At 49.7% G+C, this 19790-nt stretch carries 13 protein-coding genes and 1 pseudogene; 10 read left to right on the top strand and 4 right to left on the bottom strand.

Going from position 1 to position 19790, the window contains the following annotated elements:
- The first annotated feature begins 16 nt into the window (after nt 1-16).
- The 4 genes from ACSYSY_RS05830 to ACSYSY_RS05815 all read left to right on the top strand — a co-directional run bounded on the left by ACSYSY_RS05830 (nt 17) and on the right by ACSYSY_RS05815 (nt 9259).
- Entirely contained in the window at nt 17-1447 is a 1431-nt protein-coding gene (locus ACSYSY_RS05830) for an NAD(P)-dependent oxidoreductase (protein ID WP_491706644.1), read from the top strand.
- Entirely contained in the window at nt 1448-5962 is a 4515-nt protein-coding gene (gene gltB / locus ACSYSY_RS05825; RefSeq protein ID WP_491706643.1) for a glutamate synthase large subunit, read from the top strand.
- Nucleotides 5963-6045: 83 nt separating this feature from the next.
- On the top strand, nt 6046-7875 hold the full coding sequence (locus ACSYSY_RS05820) for a M3 family oligoendopeptidase (RefSeq protein ID WP_491708231.1): 1830 nt from the start codon (nt 6046-6048) through the stop codon (nt 7873-7875).
- 16 nt (nt 7876-7891) lie between these two features.
- Nucleotides 7892-9259, top strand: a complete 1368-nt coding sequence (locus ACSYSY_RS05815) for an ABC1 kinase family protein (protein ID WP_491706642.1) — start codon at nt 7892-7894, stop codon at nt 9257-9259.
- 13 nt (nt 9260-9272) lie between these two features.
- On the opposite strand, the gene ACSYSY_RS05810 is transcribed toward ACSYSY_RS05815, so the two are convergent.
- Complete coding sequence (locus tag ACSYSY_RS05810; protein WP_491706641.1) at nt 9273-9584, bottom strand: hypothetical protein; 312 nt, start codon at nt 9582-9584, stop codon at nt 9273-9275.
- Nucleotides 9585-9695: 111 nt separating this feature from the next.
- On the opposite strand from ACSYSY_RS05810, the gene uvrB reads away from it, so the two are divergent.
- From uvrB to gshB, 3 genes are all read left to right on the top strand, one after another.
- Nucleotides 9696-11837, top strand: coding sequence for an excinuclease ABC subunit UvrB (gene uvrB, locus ACSYSY_RS05805; protein ID WP_491706640.1), 2142 nt, complete (start codon nt 9696-9698; stop codon nt 11835-11837).
- A gap of 190 nt (nt 11838-12027) precedes the next feature.
- Entirely contained in the window at nt 12028-12516 is a 489-nt protein-coding gene (greB, locus tag ACSYSY_RS05800; protein ID WP_491706639.1) for a transcription elongation factor GreB, read from the top strand.
- 22 nt (nt 12517-12538) lie between these two features.
- Nucleotides 12539-13537: a glutathione synthase gene (gshB, locus tag ACSYSY_RS05795; protein ID WP_491706638.1), complete on the top strand. Its 999-nt coding sequence runs from the start codon at nt 12539-12541 to the stop codon at nt 13535-13537.
- 57 nt (nt 13538-13594) lie between these two features.
- Here the strand turns inward: gshB and ACSYSY_RS05790 are convergent, their stop codons facing one another.
- Nucleotides 13595-13882, bottom strand: a complete 288-nt coding sequence (locus ACSYSY_RS05790; RefSeq protein ID WP_491706637.1) for a hypothetical protein — start codon at nt 13880-13882, stop codon at nt 13595-13597.
- A 168-nt stretch (nt 13883-14050) separates the two neighbouring features.
- On the opposite strand from ACSYSY_RS05790, the gene ACSYSY_RS05785 reads away from it, so the two are divergent.
- The 3 genes from ACSYSY_RS05785 to ACSYSY_RS05775 all read left to right on the top strand — a co-directional run bounded on the left by ACSYSY_RS05785 (nt 14051) and on the right by ACSYSY_RS05775 (nt 17029).
- Entirely contained in the window at nt 14051-14695 is a 645-nt protein-coding gene (locus ACSYSY_RS05785) for a class I SAM-dependent methyltransferase (protein WP_491706636.1), read from the top strand.
- A gap of 135 nt (nt 14696-14830) precedes the next feature.
- Complete coding sequence (locus tag ACSYSY_RS05780) at nt 14831-16060, top strand: cbb3-type cytochrome c oxidase subunit I (RefSeq protein WP_491706635.1); 1230 nt, start codon at nt 14831-14833, stop codon at nt 16058-16060.
- A gap of 6 nt (nt 16061-16066) precedes the next feature.
- Nucleotides 16067-17029, top strand: coding sequence for a heme o synthase (locus ACSYSY_RS05775; protein WP_491706634.1), 963 nt, complete (start codon nt 16067-16069; stop codon nt 17027-17029).
- Nucleotides 17030-17249: 220 nt separating this feature from the next.
- Here the strand turns inward: ACSYSY_RS05775 and ACSYSY_RS05770 are convergent.
- Together ACSYSY_RS05770 and ACSYSY_RS05765 are read right to left on the bottom strand one after the other, a co-directional pair.
- Nucleotides 17250-17636: pseudogene (locus ACSYSY_RS05770) on the bottom strand (Tim44 domain-containing protein); the annotation flags it as partial.
- Nucleotides 17637-18860: 1224 nt separating this feature from the next.
- Nucleotides 18861-19787, bottom strand: coding sequence for a Tim44 domain-containing protein (locus ACSYSY_RS05765; RefSeq protein ID WP_491706633.1), 927 nt, complete (start codon nt 19785-19787; stop codon nt 18861-18863).
- Between the last annotated feature and the right edge of the window lie 3 nt (nt 19788-19790).

The raw sequence follows: 19790 nt of genomic DNA, 5'->3' as shown, positions 1-19790 counted from the left end.
AGAGGAGGCGTTGTTCATGGCCGATCCCATGCTTAAATTTGTGAATCAACCACAGGAGCGCCCTGTCAAACGCTCAGCTGAGCAAAGGCGGAAAGATTTTGAAGAAATATATGAGGGTTTCTCTATTGATAGAGCGGAGATGCAGGCGTCTCGTTGCTCTCAATGTGGGATTCCTTTTTGTGCCTCACATTGTCCTTTAGGGAATAATATTCCTGATTGGTTGCGACTTGCGGCAACGGGGCGGCTTGAAGAAGCTTATCGACTTTCGTCAGAAACAAACAGTTTTCCTGAAATTTGTGGCCGGATCTGCCCTCAGGACCGTTTGTGTGAAGGCAATTGCGTTATCAATAAGGATTTTAAAAGCGTCACAATCGGGGCAGTCGAGCGTTTTATTACGGAGACAGCCTTTGACGAAGGATGGGTGGAGCCGGATCTGCCTTTATCAGAGAAATCCTTAAGTGTCGGGATTATAGGGTCAGGACCCGCGGGGCTTGCCTGCGCCGGGGCTCTCAGGGCAAAGGGATATGAAGTCCATGTTTATGAACGCCAGGCCGAAGCAGGGGGGCTGCTGCGTTTTGGTATACCCGGATTCAAGCTTGAGAAGCATGTTGTCAAACGGCGTATAGAGTTACTGAAAGCCCAGGGGGTCATTTTTCACCTGGGGCAGGAAATTGGCTCAGCTCCCGGGGCGCTCTCTTTTGATGAAGTGCAGAAGCGTCATCAGGCTCTTTTCCTTGGAACAGGCGTTTATAAAGCCAAACGCCCCCATATAGAGGGGGAACATTTAAAAGGCGTCATCAAGGCGCTGGAGTTTCTCTGCCAGGCGGAGAATCCTGAACCGGAATTCAATAGCGCTGGGAAACGCGTTGTCGTCATTGGTGGTGGTGATACAGCCATGGATTGCGTCCGTAGTGCGATCAGGCAGGGGGCTGCAAAAGTAACATGTGTTTACCGCCGTGACCGTGCCAATATGCCTGGGTCACGTCAGGAAGTGATCAATGCCGAGGAGGAAGGTGGCGAATTTTTATGGTTGGCTGCCCCTGAGGCATTTGTCGGGAAAGATCATGTTGAGGCGGTTCGTCTGAAGGAAATGAGGCTCGGTATGCCTGATTCTGACGGGCGTCGTGCTGTTGAGCCCACAGGAGTGAGCAGTGTGCTTGAAGCAGATATGGTTATCTGTGCGCTCGGCTTTGACCCTGAAGACCTTCCGGCTTTGTGGAAACGCAGTGACCTCGCCGTAACGTCTCACAACACATTAAAGGTCTCGGAACATAATTATGAAACGTCCCTTCGCGGTGTTTTTGCGGGTGGGGACATAGTCCGTGGTGCCAGCCTTGTTGTCTGGGCTATCCGGGATGGGAGAGAGGCCGCCAAAGCCATGGATCACTATCTTGCAACACATTATACGGCGTCGCAGTCCAGTCATAATCTTGAGGGAGTTCTTTAAATGTCCGGTCAGAATTTCGTTCAGGATTATCAGGCTAATATTGAACGCTTGAAGGGTCTTTATGATCCCTCCCAGGAGCATGATTCCTGTGGGGTCGGTGTTATCGTCAGTCTTGATGGCAAGGCATCACGTAAAGTGGTTGAGGCCGGGATTGAAGCCTTAAGCAATATTTGGCACCGCGGTGCTGTCGATGCTGACGGCAAGACAGGGGACGGGGCTGGTATCCATGTAGAGATCCCCCAGGATTTCTTCGCAGAGGCGATTCACAGCACGGGTATCAGTAAAATAGACGGAATCATTTCCGTTGGTATGGTTTTTCTGCCCCGTAACGACCTGGCCTCGCAGGAACGGGGGCGCCAGATTATTGAAAGTGAGATTCTCGCTTTCGGTTACGAGATTTATGGCTGGCGCCAGGTGCCGATTGATACGTCCTGTATCGGTGAAAAGGCGAACGAGACCCGCCCTGAAATTGAACAGATCATGATCAGAAACGTTCTGGGGCATGATCAGGATGAGCTTGAGCGCAATCTTTATGTGATTCGTCGCCGGATTGAGAAGGCAGCAGCCCTTGCCTCGACGGATCTGTACATCTGTTCTCTTTCAAGCCGCTCCGTCATTTATAAAGGCATGTTTCTTGCTGAGAACCTGACGGATTTTTATCCTGATCTGCTGGATAAACGTTTCGTTTCACGGTTTGCACTTTACCATCAGCGTTATTCCACCAATACGTTCCCCACATGGAAATTGGCACAGCCTTTCCGCCGTGTTGCCCATAATGGTGAAATCAATACCCTGTCAGGTAATATCAATTGGATGCGTGCGCACGAAACGCGTCTGTCCAACCCGGATCTGGATCCTTTTATGGATTCACTCAAACCGGTCATTCAGCCATCCGGGTCTGATACGGCAGCCCTTGATAATGTTTTTGAGCTTCTGACCTTTGCTGGGCGGGACGCCATGATGGCAAAGTCTCTAATGATTCCGGCCTCTATGGGGGGGAGCACATTTATCTCACCAAAAGTGAGGGCTTTTTACCGCTATTGCTATTCCGTTATGGAGCCGTGGGACGGCCCGGCCGCCATCTGCGCAACGGATGGCAAATGGATCATCGCCGGGCTGGATAGGGCAGGTTTGCGGCCTTCGCGCTATTCCATCACGAAAGATGGGTTGCTGATTGTCGGGTCAGAGACGGGGATTGTCCGTATCCCTGAAGAGTCCATCCTGGAACGCGGTCGCCTTGGGCCTGGTCAGACGATGGCGGTTAATCTTGCAACAGGCCGGCTTTATAAGCCTGATGACGTCGAGGAAGAGCTGTCTTCGCGGCATAATTATGAAGAATGGATTAAATTAACGCGTGACGTTGCCCCGTTGATTGAAGGGATGGATGAGGAAAGCGAGCTTTCAGAAAGTGAGCTCTTCCACCGTCATCAGGCGATCAGCCGCACTTATGAAGATCTGGAGACAATTCTGCACCCGATGGTGGCGAATGCTGCTGAAGCGATCGGGTCAATGGGTGATGATACGCCCTTGCAGATTCTTTCAACGCATTATCGTGGGTTAGGAAATTATTTCCGTCAGGGGTTCAGTCAGGTGACGAACCCACCCATTGACAGTCTGCGGGAAACACGAGTGATGAGCCTTGTGACAAGGCTTGGCAATCTCGGAAATATTCTTGCAGAATCACCCAGTCAGTGTGACCTCCTGCAACTGCCTAGCCCCATTCTGACTAATGGTGAATTTGACCGCCTCCGCAAAGTCTGCGGGGATCAGGGGGCTGTTATAGATTGTACCTTTCCGCTCTCCGAAGATAAAGCCGGTCTCAAAAAAGCAATTCAGTCAATCTGCAGTCAGGCGGAAGAGGCCGTCCGGCAGGGATGTGCCCATATTTTCCTGACTGATGAACATAGCTCTGCCGAGCGGGTGGCCGTGCCGATGATTTTGGCAACGGCAGCGGTCCATATTCATCTGGTTCATCATTCTTTGAGAACCTTTACGTCTCTTAACGTGCGCAGCTCAACGGTTCTGGACGTCCATAGTATCGCGGTTAATATCGGTGTGGGCGCGACGACTGTAAATCCGTGGTTGACCCAACATTCAATTGCAGATCGTCTCAAGCGTGGTTTGTTTGAGCCCATGACATTGCGTGAAGCAATGCTGCGTTATCGCAAGGCTTTGGACAAGGGATTGCTTAAAATCATGTCCAAGGTTGGGATCTCAATCGTTTCCTCTTATCGAGGTGGTTATAATTTTGAGGCAATCGGTCTTTCCCGCGCCCTCGTTGCGGAATTTTTCCCGGGGATGCCATCGCGCATTTCAGGGATAGGGCTGCCGGGAATTGCACGTAATGTGCTCAAAGCTCATAAGGCTGCCTGGGCTGATGCCAAAATTACGCCTCTGCCCATTGGGGGGCGTTATAAATTACGCATGAGAGGGGAAGCGCACGCCTTTAACGCAACGGTTGTTCATCAGCTCCAAATGGCCGTGAATGCCAATAGCTATAAGCTATATCGCCGTTATGTTGAGGCTCTGGAAGCCCTTCCGCCAATTTCGCTGCGTGATCTGTTCGGGTTCAAACCTGTGGCCCATCCGATCTCAGTTGATGAGGTTGAGGGGGTTACGCAGATCCGCCGTCATCTCGTTGCTCCCGGGATTTCACTGGGGGCTTTGAGCCCTGAAGCCCATGAAACATTAGCGATTGCGATGAACCGGATCGGGGCTAAATCTGATTCTGGAGAGGGGGGCGAAGACCCAGCCCGTGCCCATCCCCGTCCGAATGGGGATAATGCGTCTTCGGCTATTAAACAGGTCGCGTCAGGCAGGTTCGGTGTAACGGCGGAATATCTCAATAATTGCCGCGAAATTGAGATTAAGGTTGCCCAGGGGGCAAAACCGGGAGAAGGGGGGCAGTTACCCGGGTTCAAGGTCACAGAGCTCATTGCCCGTTTACGCCATGCAACACCGGGTGTGACTCTCATCTCGCCACCGCCTCATCATGATATTTATTCTATTGAGGATCTTGCCCAGCTTATTTATGACCTGAAACAGATCAACCCGGAAGCGACAGTGACGGTAAAGCTGGTTGCCAGAACTGGGATTGGCACGATTGCAGCAGGTGTTGCAAAAGCGAAAGCGGATGCCATTCTGATCTCCGGTCATTCCGGTGGGACAGGAGCCAGTCCGCAATCCTCGATCCATTATGCGGGTCTCCCCTGGGAAATGGGGCTGAGCGAAGCCCATCAGGTGCTGATGCTGAATCGCCTGCGCCATCGCCTGACATTGCGTGTTGATGGCGGGATCAGAACAGGGCGCGATGTTGTGATTGCGGCAATGCTGGGTGCTGAAGAATTTGGCATTGGCACGGCAGCGTTGGTGGCGATGGGGTGCATCATGGTTCGCCAGTGCCATTCAAACACCTGTCCGGTCGGTGTCTGTGTGCAAGATGAATCCTTGCGCGCCAAGTTTGAGGGAACGCCCGAAAAGGTGATCAACCTCTTTACCCTGATTGCGGAAGATGTGCGCAATATTCTGGCGCAATTGGGCGTGCGTTCACTGAAGGAAATCATCGGGCGTACAGACATGTTGCATCAGGTGTCTCGTGGCGCTGATTATCTGGATGACCTTGATCTGAACTCCCTGCTTGTGCAGGCTGATACGGGCGGTTATGCGCGTTACTGTACGCGTGAAGGCCGCAATGAAGTGCCTGATACGCTTGATTCAGAGATTATTGCAGATGCACGTCCTCTGTTTGAACGCCGGGAGAAGCTCCATCTCCATTACATGGTACGTAATACGCACAGAGCGATCGGGACGCGCATTTCGTCTCTCATAACGCGTAAATTTGGCATGGACACTCTGCCGGAAGGCCATGTGACCCTTACGTTGAAAGGCTCAGCCGGTCAGTCTCTGGGAGCCTTTGCGGTGAAAGGCTTGCGCCTTGAAGTGGAAGGCGATGCCAATGACTATGTCGGCAAAGGTCTGTGTGGTGCTACGATCATTGTGCGTCCCGGGCAGGGCTCGACACTGGTTACGCAGGATAATGCGATCATTGGCAACACAGTACTTTATGGCGCTATTTCCGGCACGCTTTTTGCCGCTGGGCAGGCAGGGGAGCGGTTTGCCGTCCGTAATTCAGGCGCGGTGGCTGTTGTGGAAGGTTGCGGCTCCAACGGTTGTGAATATATGACGGGCGGAACAGTGGTCGTTCTGGGTGAAGTCGGTAATAATTTCGGTGCCGGCTTTACGGGTGGAACAGCCTTTGTGCTGGATGTCGATGATCAGTTTGAGGGACGGGTCAATAGTGAGAGTCTGATCTGCAACCGGGTCGTTTCTCCCCGCTGGGAAATGCAGTTAAGGGAGCTGGTTGAGCGTCACGTCAGAGAGACAGGAAGTCTCTATGCAGCCGGTCTGCTTGATAACTGGGCGGCGATCCTTCCCAAATTCTGGCATATTGTGCCCAAGGATTATGCCAAAATCATAGGGTTTGTCGAAGAAGATCTGACACGTCTTTCTGCCTGAAGAAAGAGGAGGGGGGAACTCTTTTTAGAAATAAGGGAGTTCCCACGCTTCTTCAGTCAGGGTAAGCTCTGCCTATTATGAATATGCAGTCTTACCCCTTATTTCCATTTACCATGTCTTCACAGATACAGCCCTCTGAGACGAGTGCACCTGTTGCACCCCGGTGGGATCTGTCTGATCTGTATCAGTCTCCGCAGGATCCGCGTATTGAGCAGGAATTTCAGGCTCTGGAGCAAAAAGCAGAGGCCTTTGAAGCGAAATGGAAAGGCAAAATTGCCACTTTGTCACCGGCTGAGTTTGCCGGGGTTATTGAAGATTATGAATTAATAGAGGAAGGGCTGGGGAAGCTGGCATCCTACGCCCAGCTTCTTTTTGCCGCCCACACAACTGATCCTGAAACAGGTCGTTTTTCACAGGGCGTGCAGGAAAGAATGGCCTCTCTGTCAGTTCATCTGCTGTTTCTTTCCCTTGAAATCAACCGTCTGGATGACGCGTTTGTCGCTGATCTGTGCAAATCTCCCGAGGCGGGAAAATGGGCTTCCTTCATCCGCGACGTCCGTGTCTTCAAACCTTATCAGCTGAGTGATGAAGTTGAGCGTGTCCTCCTTGAGCTGTCTGTAACAGGGCGTCAGTCATGGGTGCGCCTGTTTGATGAAACCATGGCAGCCATGATCGCGAAAGTGGGAGAGGCTGATGTGCCTCTTGGGGACGTTTTTAATCTCCTGACGGATTCAGACCGCCAGAAACGCCATGATGCTGCCAGAAGCATCAGTGCTTCCCTGAAAAAACAGGAAAAGCTTCTGGTCATGATTACCAATAATCTGGCCAAGGATAAGGCAACATTGGACAAGCTGCGGGGGTATCCACGTCCTGTAAGCAGCCGTAACCGTGCCAATATGGTGGAAGATGACGTTGTTGATGCGCTTGTTGAAGCTGTGGACGCCTCTTTCCCCCAATTATCGCACCGTTATTATAAGCTGAAAGCGCAGTGGCTCGGTTTGGAAAAACTTGAGCATTGGGACCGCAATGCCCCCTTGCCACAAAGCGATGACCGTATTCTCAGCTGGGATGAGGGCAAGGAAATTGTCTATCAGGCTTATCGCAATTTTGACCCCGAGATGGGGCAGCTGGCAGAGAAATTCCTGACCAATCCGTGGATTGATGCCTCTGCCGCTCCGGGAAAATCTTCAGGGGCGTTCGCGCATCCAGTTGTGCCGTCAGTTCATCCTTACCTCCTGATGAATTACCACGGGCGCCCCCGTGACGTCATGACGTTGGCGCATGAAATGGGACACGGGATTCATCAGATCCTGGCCGGTCAGACGCAAGGTTATCTCAAATCCTCCACTCCCCTGACCCTGGCTGAGACAGCCTCTGTTTTCGGGGAAATGCTGACCTTTCAGTCCTTGCTGAAAAAATCGACCTCACCTGAGCAACGCCGTCACCTGATTGCTTCCAAAGTGGAAGATATGCTGAATACCGTCGTGCGGCAGATTGCGTTTTACCAGTTTGAAGTTAAGCTCCATGCTGAGCGCCAGAAAGGCGAGCTTCCTGCTGAGAAAATCGGGGAAATCTGGCGTGAAGTGCAGCAGCGGAGCCTGGGGCCGGCGTTCCATTTTACGCCTGATTATGATCTTTACTGGTCTTATATCCCCCATTTCATTCATTCACCTTTCTACGTATATGCTTATGCGTTCGGGGATTGTCTGGTGAATGCGCTTTATGGTGTCTATTGTGAAAAGCCTGATGGCTTTACCGGAAAATATAAGACCATGCTTGCCGCTGGAGGGACCTTGCGACACAGGGAGCTTCTGCAACCTTTCGGGCTGGATGCCAGTGACCCGAAATTCTGGCATAAGGGTCTGAAAGTCATTAGTGGGCTGATTGACCAGCTCGAGGCTGACTCATTGTAACAAGGAAGGCTGTATCATGGCGCGTGAAAGTGATCTCGATAAAACTGGCTTTATGGATAATGTCCAGCGTGTCGTTCGTGCGTCTGGTGCAATGGGAGGGGTCGCTGCCCGTCTGGCAGGGCATAAGCTCGGACTGAAAGCAGATAAGGAGAAACATGCGGAAGGTCTGCGGGCGGCTCTTGGTAATCTGAAGGGCCCTCTGATGAAAGGTGCCCAGCTTCTTTCCACAATCCCTGGGGCCTTGCCGGAAGAATATGCCGATGAGCTGGCTCATTTACAGGCCAATGCCCCTCCCATGGGGTGGAGCTTCGTCCAGCGTCGTATGAAGGCGGAATTAGGCAATGACTGGGAACAGAATTTCCGCTCTTTCAGTCATGAGGCGGTAGCGGCTGCCTCTTTGGGGCAGGTGCATCGCGCGCTCTTGATTGACGGGGAAGAAGTCGCCTGCAAGCTGCAATATCCAGGCATGCAGGGTGCCATGGATAGTGATTTGCGGCAGTTAAAACGCGTTCTTGGTATTTACGGCTTTTTTGGTAATACGATCAGGCAGGATGAAGTTTACGCCGAGCTTGCAGAACGTATGCGTGAAGAGCTTGATTATCAGCGTGAAGCGAGTCATCTGCGCCTTTACAGGATTATGTTGCAGAATATTGAGTCTGTTACGGTCCCGGCGCCTATCTCCAATTTAACAACGGCGCGTTTGTTAATCATGAGCTGGGTCAATGGTCGTTCCATGAAGTCTGTTCTGGAAAGTAACCTTTCGCAGCAGGAGCGTAATGATATAGCCCGGGCCCTGTTCCAGGCCTGGTACCGTCCTGTCTATCATTATGGTGTCATCCATGGTGACCCGCATATGGGGAATTTTACGGTGCGCGAGGATGGAGGGATCAATCTGCTTGATTTTGGGTCCGTGCGCATTTTTTCCCCCCGTTTTGTGGGCGGTGTGGTCAGACTTTTCAACGCCTTACGTGAGGATGATGAGGATGCCGCCTTTGAGGCGTATCAGGATTGGGGATTCCGCAATCTTTCACGCGATACAGCCAACGTCCTGAATAAATGGGCTCGTTTTTTCTATCGCCCTCTTATGACGGACAAGGAAACCTCAATGGAGGAAAGCAACAAGCCTGAGGAAGCAAAGGCCACGCTTGAAGCTGTTTATGATGGATTGAAGCGCACAGGCGGCGTGACGTTGCCGAGAGAATTCGTCATGATGGACCGCTCAGCGATAGGATTGGGGAGCGCCTTTTTGCGCCTGGGGGCCCGCCTGAACTGGCATCAGATGTTTATGGAGCTTATCAAGGACTTTAATGTCGATAGTCTGGCGCTCCGCCAGCGGGAAGCCCTGAAACGTGCCGGTGTTCAGCCAACACGTTCCGGTCTTTGAAGAGTGGGGAAAGCTATTTCTTAAAGATTTTTCCAACAAGATCAGACAGCCCTGAAGCGCCGTTCTTTCCGTCTTTCCCTTCAGATTGGGACTCACCTTTATTGATGAAGCTATTAATCTGCTGAAAAGTGTTATTGATCTTGTCGTGGCCATTCTGGAGGCTATTGGAAATATCCTGAAGTTTCTGAGACCATTGCTGAGCCTTCTGATTGCCCTGCTGTGCTTCTTCCTGCACTTCCTGAATCAGGGACTGGAGTTTTTCAAACCCCTCCTGAACCTTGTTGCTGAATTGAGTGTAAGCCTGGGTGATCGTTTTCATATCCATGATTCTAACCTCTCTTTTTCGAGTCCGATTATACCACCTTCTTTCTTAAGAAGGTGACACTAAGAGAGGGGTCTCTTGCGAAATCAGCATTTTATCTCCATCTTGTCTTGAATGAGCACGAAAACCTCTTCCCGCAAAAAAAAGAAACCAGTGCCGCCCAGGCAGACGGATTTTTTCCCGGAACGTCAGCCGGTAAAACCGAAAACGCGGCGCATGGTTGTCAGGTCGGATTATGAACCGAACGGGGATCAGCCGCGCGCTATTGAGGAAATCGTCAAGGGGCTGGAGGCTCAGGAACGCAATCAGGTTCTACTGGGCGTCACGGGCTCCGGCAAAACCTTTACCATGGCCAAGGTCATTGAGGCGGTACAACGCCCAACCTTGATCATGGCGCCCAATAAAACATTAGCCGCACAGCTTTATGCGGAAATGAAGCAGTTTTTCCCGGAAAATGCGGTTGAGTATTTCGTCTCTTATTACGATTATTACCAGCCGGAAGCCTACGTTCCCCGTTCAGATACGTTTATCGAGAAAGATAGTCAGCGTAACGAGCAGATAGACCGTATGCGCCATGCCGCGACTCAGGCCTTGCTGGAACGTAATGACGTCATCATCGTCGCCTCTGTGTCCTGTATTTATGGTATCGGCTCACCAGAGCTTTATGCCAGCATGAGAGTGCATCTTGAAGTCGGTGGGACGATTGAGCGTGACAGTCTGATCCGGTCATTGGTCGAGCTGCAATATATGCGCAATGACCTGGCTTTTGAGCGCGGTAGTTTCCGTGTGCGGGGAGAGGTGATTGATATTTTCCCTGTGCAGAATGAGGACCGTGCCTGGCGAGTCAGCCTGTTTGGCGATGAAATAGAATCAATTTACGAGTTTGATCCTCTTACAGGGCAGAAAACGGACGATTTGGCAGAAGTGACGCTTTATGCGAATTCTCACTACGTAACACCGCGCCCGACCCTGAATCAGGCTATGACGGGAATTGCTCAGGAACTGGAAGGACAGCTGAAAGTTTTTAATGAGGAAGGGAAGTTACTCGAAGCCGAGCGCCTGCAGCAAAGGACCAATTTTGATCTCGAAATGCTGGAAACAACCGGGGTGTGTAAAGGCATTGAGAATTATTCACGCTACCTGACCGGTCGGCGCCCTGGCGATCCTCCTCCGACATTATTTGAATATCTTCCTGAAGATGCGCTTCTGATTATTGATGAAAGCCACGTGGCGGTGCCCCAGATCGGTGGGATGGAGCGGGGCGATTATGCCCGTAAGGCAACCTTGGCTGAGTTCGGGTTTCGTCTGCCTTCATGTCTCGATAACCGTCCGCTCTCTTTTTCAGAGTGGGAAGCTTTCCGCCCCCAGACGCTTTTTGTGTCTGCGACTCCGGGCCCGTGGGAGATGGAACAGACGGGTGGTGTGTTTGCTGAGCAGATCATTCGTCCGACAGGATTGATTGATCCGGTCACCATTGTTCGGCCCGTTGAAGGCCAGGTTGATGACCTGTTGCATGAGGCCAAAGCGACCATCGCTCAGAAAGGGCGTATTCTTGTTACGACCCTGACCAAAAAAATGGCTGAGGAATTGACAGAATATCTGTCTGAAAATGGAGTTCGGGTCCGTTATCTCCATTCTGATATTGATACGCTGGAACGGATAGAAATTATCCGCGACTTGCGTCTTGGCACGTTTGATGTGCTGGTCGGGATCAATCTTTTGAGAGAAGGTCTGGATATTCCTGAATGTGCTCTTGTGGCTATTTTGGATGCTGATAAGGAAGGTTTTTTACGCTCACGCACCTCTCTTATCCAGACGATCGGCCGTGCTGCCCGGAATGTTGAAGGGCGCGTGCTACTTTATGCAGACAAGATTACAGACAGCCTGCGTTACGCGATTGATGAAACAGCTCGGCGGCGGGAAAAGCAGATTGGCTGGAATGAGGCCCACGGTATTACGCCTCAATCCGTCAGAAGCCGGATCGCTGATTCATTGCAGGCTGAGGAAAATGTCCTTGAAGACGAAAAAAGACTGGACGCACAGGAAGAACAGGTCTCCCTCGACCGCTTAAGAAAAGAAATGCGTCAGGCAGCCTCTGAACTTGATTTCGAGAAAGCCGCTAAATTACGCGATGAAATTTATCGCCGTGAGGCTGAAGAGCTTGGTATGACGATCAATCCGCAGGAAACCGTTTTCCCACATAATCTGGCGCCCGCTGCTCAGAAGAAGCGCAGTAGAAAGAAAAAGGAGCTGTGATTATGAGCAGCCGGCGGTTGCAGTCTCTCCAATGGTGCCTTATGTGAACCGCCCTATATGAAAACGTATCACTTTTGATGATTATAGAGGGTCCGTAGGCGCTCAACGTAGAAATTTATCCTGTCTGATGGATGGGAAAATCCGCTTCCCCCGGGCCGGTGACGGATTATGTCTTTAAGGTTACGATGTTATGGCTGAGAAACCGTCTCTCAAACAATATCTCTCTCCTAAAGGAGCAGAGCGTATGCGTGCAGAGTTAAAGCAGCTCTCTCATGAGGAAAGACCAAAAGTTGTAGAAATTGTCTCATGGGCTGCCGGGAATGGTGATCGTTCAGAAAATGCTGACTATCAGTATGGCAAAAGGCGGTTGAGAGACATTGACCGGCGCTTACGTTTCCTGACAAAGCGATTGGATGACGCCATTATTATTGACCCGTCACAACAGACGAATCGGGAGCAGGTTTTTTTTGGTGCAACGGTCCGTTATGTTGATGAGGAAGATCGCGAGCACGAAGTAACGTTGCTGGGGGTTGATGAAGCCGTCCTGGAAAGAGGCGAAGTCAGCCTGGTATCACCCGTTGCAAGGGCGCTGATGCGGGCGCGTATCGGTGATGAAGTCACGCTTCAGACACCCTCAGGTCCCTTATTGCTTGAAGTGCTTTCTATAACGTACCCGTAATTTCTGCCTTTATTTAAAGGATATGACTATGTCGTCTCATTTATCGTCCCTTCATATCGCTGTGCAGATGGACCCCCTTGAAACCGTCAATATAAATGGCGACTCCACCTTCGCCCTGATGTTGGAGGCGCAGAAAAGAGGTCATAAGCTTTTTGAATATCATCCAACATCATTGGCTTTAACGGAAGGAGATGGCGGGAAAAGCTCTGTTTCAGGAAGATTGATGGCCAAGGCCCGTCCCGTTGAGGTGCAGCGTGTGCAAGGCGATCATGCTCATTTCGGTGCCTATGAAACTCTCGATCTCGCCTCTACCGATGTTGTTTTAATGAGGCAGGACCCTCCTTTTGATATGGGGTATATTACAGCCACGCATATGCTGGAGCATGTTCACGGTAAAGAGGCGGACAGAACGCTTGTTGTCAATAATCCTGTGGCTGTGCGCAATGCGCCGGAAAAGCTGCTTGTGACGCATTTCCCTCATTTAATGCCCCCAACATTGGTGACGTGGGACAAAGAGGCGATTGCTGAATTTCGTCGTCATCATCGCGATATCATTCTTAAACCCCTGTTTGGGAATGGGGGAGCGGGCATTTTCCGTGTGAAAGAGGATGATGAGAATTTCAGTTCCTTATTGGAAATGCATTTTGCGACCTCCAGAGAGCCCCTGATGGTGCAGCGTTATGAGCCGGCTGTCAGAAAGGGTGATAAGCGCATCATTCTGGTCGATGGTAAGGCGATAGGAGCTATTAATCGGGTGCCGGCCCAAGGGGAGGCGCGCTCCAATATGCATGTAGGGGGACGGGCCGAGCCCGTTGAGCTGACCGTAAGAGATCAGGAAATCTGTGAAGAGATAGGATCTTATCTGAAAAATAATGGACTGATTTTTACAGGAATTGATGTCATTGGGGACTGGTTGACCGAGATTAATGTGACATCTCCAACGGGATTGCAGGAGCTTGACCGTTTTAATGGCATCAATAGTGCCGGTCTCATCTGGGACGCAATTGAAGAGAAGTTATAGAGACCCCGGCTCTTTAATTTAGGAACGTGCCTGATTGATGTGAAGAAAAAGGAAGTCTTATTCGGACTTTCCTTTTTCCGGGCCTTCTTTTTGGTCTTCCGTTGAGGCATCCGTATGGTCTGCCTCTTTCTTTGGCCGGAAATTATCATAAGGGAAAGGCAAAAGCGCATCAGCCCCCTCAGCACCTGAAGGCGGCGGAGGGATTTTATCGCGTGTAAAGCGGTTAAGAAACCACGATTTCAGCCTGCTTTTTTCGCGCACATAAATAAGGCCGCCCCAGGTAAGGAAGGTAATGATGGCAATTGCGAAATTCAGAAATGAAAAGTGGGAAATGATTTCCTCCACTGGCAGAGTTGCGTCTACGGTCCATCAAGTCTATTTTACAAAAAGATATGCCGTCAATCTTGCTACGATAAAGTTTTACAGGGCAAGTATTAGAAAGTGTTTGTGCATATAATCATGGCGAGTCCCTTCTGGGATGACGATAAAAGACAAACAAGGTCCTATAATTTCATGATGTCTTCTGATCAAACCCGTAATTCTCTTGATGCTGATAGCGTCATAAACGCCTATAGAAGATGGGCCGATATTTATGACATTGTATTTGGCGGCATTTCAGCTTTCGGACGTAAAAGAGCTGTTGAAGCTGTCAATGCATTGCCTGGCGATAAAGTGCTTGAAGTCGGTGTGGGGACAGGGCTCTCTTTGCCTTCATATCGGATGAATAAACTGATCACAGGGATTGATCTATCTGGCGAAATGCTTGCAAAGGCGCGCAAGCGTGTCCAGCAGAAGGGCTTAGGTAATATTGAAGCCCTGCTGGAAATGGATGCAGAAGCAACCAGCTTTGAAGATGCCAGTTTTGATATCGCAGTGGCTATGTTTGTAGCTTCCGTTGCACCTCATCCCAAGAAGTTACTTCAGGAGCTGAAAAGGGTTGTAAAGCCAGGTGGTCATATTCTGTTTGTGAATCATTTCCAGGCTCATAGTGGCCTGCGGCTGACGATCGAAAAGATTATGGCACCAGCATCACGCACATTAGGCTGGCATCCTGATTTTGCTCTGGATGATTTGCTTTCAAATCAGGATATCATAAAGGCAACGATCACCCCTGTTCCCCCCCTGGGGCTGTTTACGCTGGTCACATTGCCGCATTGAAAGATTAAAAGATTGTCATGATTTTGCGTGACATAAGGCTGGTTTGTCATTATCAATTCTGAATCAATGATCGTTTGAATATTGGAGAGGTTCCATTTTTCGAAGGAACATCTTCGTAAAACCCAGAGGTCGAATGTGATCGGCTATTCAGAGTCAGCAGAACCTTCTATTTCCACTGTCGGTAGTCGTATTGGAACGGCTTATCTCTTATTGGCCCTTTTTGCGGGTCTGCTGGGGGGCGGAATGGCGCTTCCTTTTATTGATAAGCATCCCACAGCCGGTCTGTTCGTCAGTCATACACTTCTGATGGGTTTTTTTGTCGTGGTGCCCGGTATTTTGGGCGGCTTGGCTCATTGGTTATTGCCTCAGGCAATTGGTGCAAAGAAGATGGCTTTATCTTCTTTTTCAATAGGGGCATGGCTGCTTCTTGCGACAGCGATTATTGTTCTGCCTTTATGGCCTGTGCTTGCCTTATTGCTTTGGGCAACAGGCGTGGTCGTGCTTGCGATAAATATCATCGCAACCATTCTGGAAGAACGATCAAAACCCTATAGGGCCCTTTCCCCTATGGTCTGGGGCTTTCTTTTTAATGCAGTTACCCTGATGATTGTTGCGCCTGTTATCATGGCGCTTCTTGTTAAGGGTAAAATAGATCTGGGTTCAGCATTATCATTGATGCATTTTTTCCAGATTCCCGAACTCAGTCTTCTTCTTCTGCCTGCATTTGGCATGGTGGCTCAGGCCCTTCTGCCGATGAAAGACACATTATCAGCGAAACTGGCCCCCTATCTGTTTGCAATTATAGGGGTGGTGGCTCCTTTATTATGGGTAAAAAGTCTGTTTTGTGGTTTTGTGCCGAATAGTTCCTTTTATATCCTGTATCTGTCACAATTAGTGCCAGCCCTCATTTTTCTTGCGAGTTTATGCATCAGTATATGGCGTGCCTCATTCAGGCAGAGTGCGGCGCCCTATTGGGCTGTTATGGCTGTTATTTTGCTGGTTATCGGCACTGTGTCTGCCTTGTTCGCGCCGTCTTATAAAAATCTGTTTTTTACGATCGGTGATATCAGCCGGGGGCATCAATCAATTGTTTTTGGCAGTCTCCTGGCGTTATGTGCTGGTTTTTATGCCTGGGTAGCCCAGATGGTGCCGTTTTTCTCCAGGGGATATCTTGAACTTGGTGTGGCGCATGCTTTTGTGACCTTTGCTGCCATGCTGTGTTTTATGATCCCCCAGGCCCAGCTCTTTGCGGTCGTGCTGACGGCAATCAGTCTTTTTGTCTTTATATTTATGGGTTTTTATGCCTGTGTGACGTTAAAAAAGAGGCAGAAACAATTTTCAAAACAGTCTTTTGTAAAAGGCTAATCTGTTATGTCACAAAGCCTGCCGTCGCACTCTTCGATTGCCAGATTAAAAGAGATCTTCAAGCTTGAAGGTCAGAATGGCGATGCCTCTCTCAGAGAGTGGATCAGCCTGTTAAAGCCGCGTGTTATTTCTCTGGTTGTCTTTACCGGCTGGGCGGGGATGGCTGTAGCGCCCCGGCATGTTCCCTTTATAATCGGGCTTGTGACGATCCTGTCCATCTGTCTGGGGGCCGGGGCCGCAGGCGCGATCAATATGTGGTATGACAGAGATATTGATGCTGTCATGAAACGCACGAGTGTGCGGCCTGTCCCCGCAGGGAGAGTCACGCCTGAAAGCACGCTGATTTTTGCTGTTGTCCTTTCCGTTATTTCTGTCGCTCTGTTATGGCTGGCGACGAATACGCTCGCAGCCTCTATTCTGGCATTTTCGATTTTCTTTTACGGTGTGATCTATACGATGTGGTTAAAGCGCCGTACACCACAGAATATCGTGATTGGCGGTGCCGCTGGTGCATTCCCCCCCATGATTGGCTGGGCAGCAGCGATGAACTCGCTTGATGTCCTTCCGGTCAGCATGTTCGCCATTGTGTTTTTATGGACACCCCCGCATTTCTGGTCGTTATCACTTTATGCCTGTAAAGATTACGATCGGGCGGGGATCCCTATGTTGCCGGTTATCAAGGGCGCCCGGCACACACGTTGGCAGATCTTTATTTATACATGGATCCTGACAGCCGCGTCATTGGCACCGAGCATCGCAGGGCAATGTGGATGGTTTTATACGATATGCGCCATTTTACTTGATGGCGGGTTTATTTTATGTGCCTTGAAAGTTTTGCTTGACCGGCAGGATGAAAAAGGGGTTAGCTTAACAAGTGACAAGCCAGCACGTCTGGCCTTCAGATATTCGCTGGCTTATCTGTTTTTTTTGTTTAGTGCATTGTTGATTGACAGGATTCTATTAGCATGATGAATGGGCATGATCTTTCATCACGCCGTCGGATAAGCCGACTTTTGGGAATAGTGTTAGGGCTGTTATTTGTGGCGCTTGCCCTTTTTAATATAGCTCTATATCGACTTTGTTAAACAATACATTCCAGGAAGCAGCTTTTCCAGGCTAACATGGATTGTGATGAATGAAAAACGCCTTCCCTTGTTGATCAGGGAAGGCGTTTTATTATGGGGTATTATTATCCAGCCTGTTGTATGGCTGACAGAACCCAGTTGCCGCGTCCATCCGCTTTGACGAAAGTCCAGAGCTCTGTTACCACCTGTGGCTCTGTCTGGCTGCCGTCAATCACATTGCCCATACTGTCTGTTGTCACATCAATGAGGCTATAGCGCATGGCAACAGTCGCATAAGTCAGATTTCCTTCATGCCAGGCTTCAGAGAGATCTCCATGCAAAAACTGGACATTGGAGAGGATATTCCGGGCGCCTTTGCTGGCGAGGTCTGAAAGCTGCTCTCCGAAATATTGGGCCATTTCGGGCGTCGTCATACTCTTCAGGGCAGTGATATTCTGCGCACTCCATGCGGCCTGGATTTGAAGAAGCAGAGATTGAAAGGCCCAATAGTCCTTAGGTTGCAATGATAAGGGAAAAATTTTTCGCTGAAGTGCGTTGTTGGCGACTTTATATTTTTCTGGCTTGTTCATCACTATGTATATACCCACGCCGCAATCAATGAATATAAAACAAACCAACAGAATAAATGGGAGATTGCTTGAATTATCGGAAGAGCTTTTATGATTTGATAAAGCATCAGCTGATTGCGTTGTCATAATATCTCGCGCCTCCGATGGCGAAGCGTTACCATTCGTCGTAATTGCTGTTGTGGGGTTCTGTTTAGCTGTCTCTGAAACAGTTGGAGGAGGAGCGTCAGTGGCAAGGGTAGAAGAGGAGTCTTTTTCGGAGTTAATAGAGGCGCCCGTTAAAACTGGAACGGATGAAACCGCCGGACTTACGTTATTTTCTGACTTAAGAATTCGCCTGTTTCTTGATCTATGAATCAAAACTGGTGCGCGAGTAACTCTTCTATAAGAAGTATGGTGCTTCGAGACAGGCAAAGAAGTGCTTGTACTGACGGCAGGGCGAGAAGATTCCGAAATGGTAGAGGGTGCTTTTTCCTCCAGAGAGAAAGAAGAGACTTCCTTTTTTCCCTCTGAAGAGGAGATGTGAGACGTTTTTTTTGGAGATGTCCAACTTTTTTCTATTGAATGGGTTCTGGTAGGTGTGATGGAAGTCGCTCTGGGAGTACTCCCTGTATGCGAGCCACGACTACCGAAAGAAGACCCGCGTCCCGCGCGGGCCTGGCTGTCAGAAGCATTTAAAAGAACAAAAAGCGATAAAAAAGCTGAAAGAAAAAACTGAAGGTTTCGGCACATAAAATGACTAACCAATGCTTAACGGACAATTAGTTTTCTATATTATGCGCGACAAATACCTCAATAAATGAAATATGTCATTAATATTTTAATGATTGTACCTGATTAATTTTGTTTTTATTGGTATATCACTATAACCTATTGATATAATGATATTTTTAATAATAGTTTGTATTTATATCCTAAAAATACAGATAATTGATCTTTTTATGTGGGAAATCATATCCATCAGGTATTAATCCCTATTTTTATTAAAATACTATAACAGCAAATAAGGAGTCTCTTCCCGATCCTGATTTAATATGAAAAGCAGGTTTTAGGTTTATATCTAAAATAGGTAAAAAACCGACGTGCTATAGGTGTGCATGAGACTGTAAGTCCTGGCAATGAAATCAGCCTCATGCTCTGGTTTGTATTCTATCCAGCCTGTTGTATGGCTGACAGGACCCAGTTGCCGCGTCCATCCGCTTTGACGAAAGTCCAGAGCTCTGTTACCACCTGTGGCTCTGTCTGGCTGCCGTCAATCACATTGCCCATACTGTCTGTTGTCACGTCAATCAGGCTATAGCGCATGGCAACTGTCGCATAAGTCAGATTTCCTTCACGCCAGGCTTCAGAGAGGTCTCCACGTAAAAACTGGACATTGGAGAGGATATTCCGGGCGCCCCTGCTGGCGAGGTCTGAAAGCTGCTCTCCGAAATATTGGGCCATTTCGGGCGTCGTCATACTCTTCAGGGCCGTGATATTCTGCGCACTCCATGCGGCCTGAATTTGGAGAAGAAGTGCCTGAAATGCAGAATAATCTTCCGGGCGCAATGTTACAGGAACTCTCTGCTGAGCAGGAGCCATCCCTCCAACGCTGTTAGGGTTACCCTGTTGCTGAGAGGGTCTTCTCCATAACTTCATAAGAAGCGAGACAAAGAAGATAACAACAAGGATCTGGATCAGAACGCCGAGGAAAGACCATCCATTGGCGAAACCACCGAAGAAACCATGCCCGCTAAGCAATCCGAATAATCCAGCTCCCAGAAAACCCCCTGCAAGACCCGTCAGCATAGGATGGCGAGCGGCAAAGGAAGGGCGGTAACCATTCATCATGGGAGGACGGGCGCCCATAGGAGACGTCGGCGCTGGTCTTGTCATGCGTGGAGGGGGTGTCAGACTCCTTTCCATAGGGCGAGACCAGTTGGGTGTAATCGTCGTGCTTCTGGGGGCACTCCACGTCCGTGAACCACGGCTGCCAAAAGAGGAGCCGCGTCCGGCACGAGCAAATCCGTCTGATGCCTGGAATAGGGTAAATAAGGCCAGAAAGGCAAAAAGGAAAAAACGGGAGGGTTGGCGCATAAA

The organism is Aristophania sp. ESL1100, assembly GCF_058511235.1.
The sequence above is the reverse complement of the archived record's forward strand: the minus strand, read 5'-3'. Positions and strand labels throughout refer to the sequence as shown.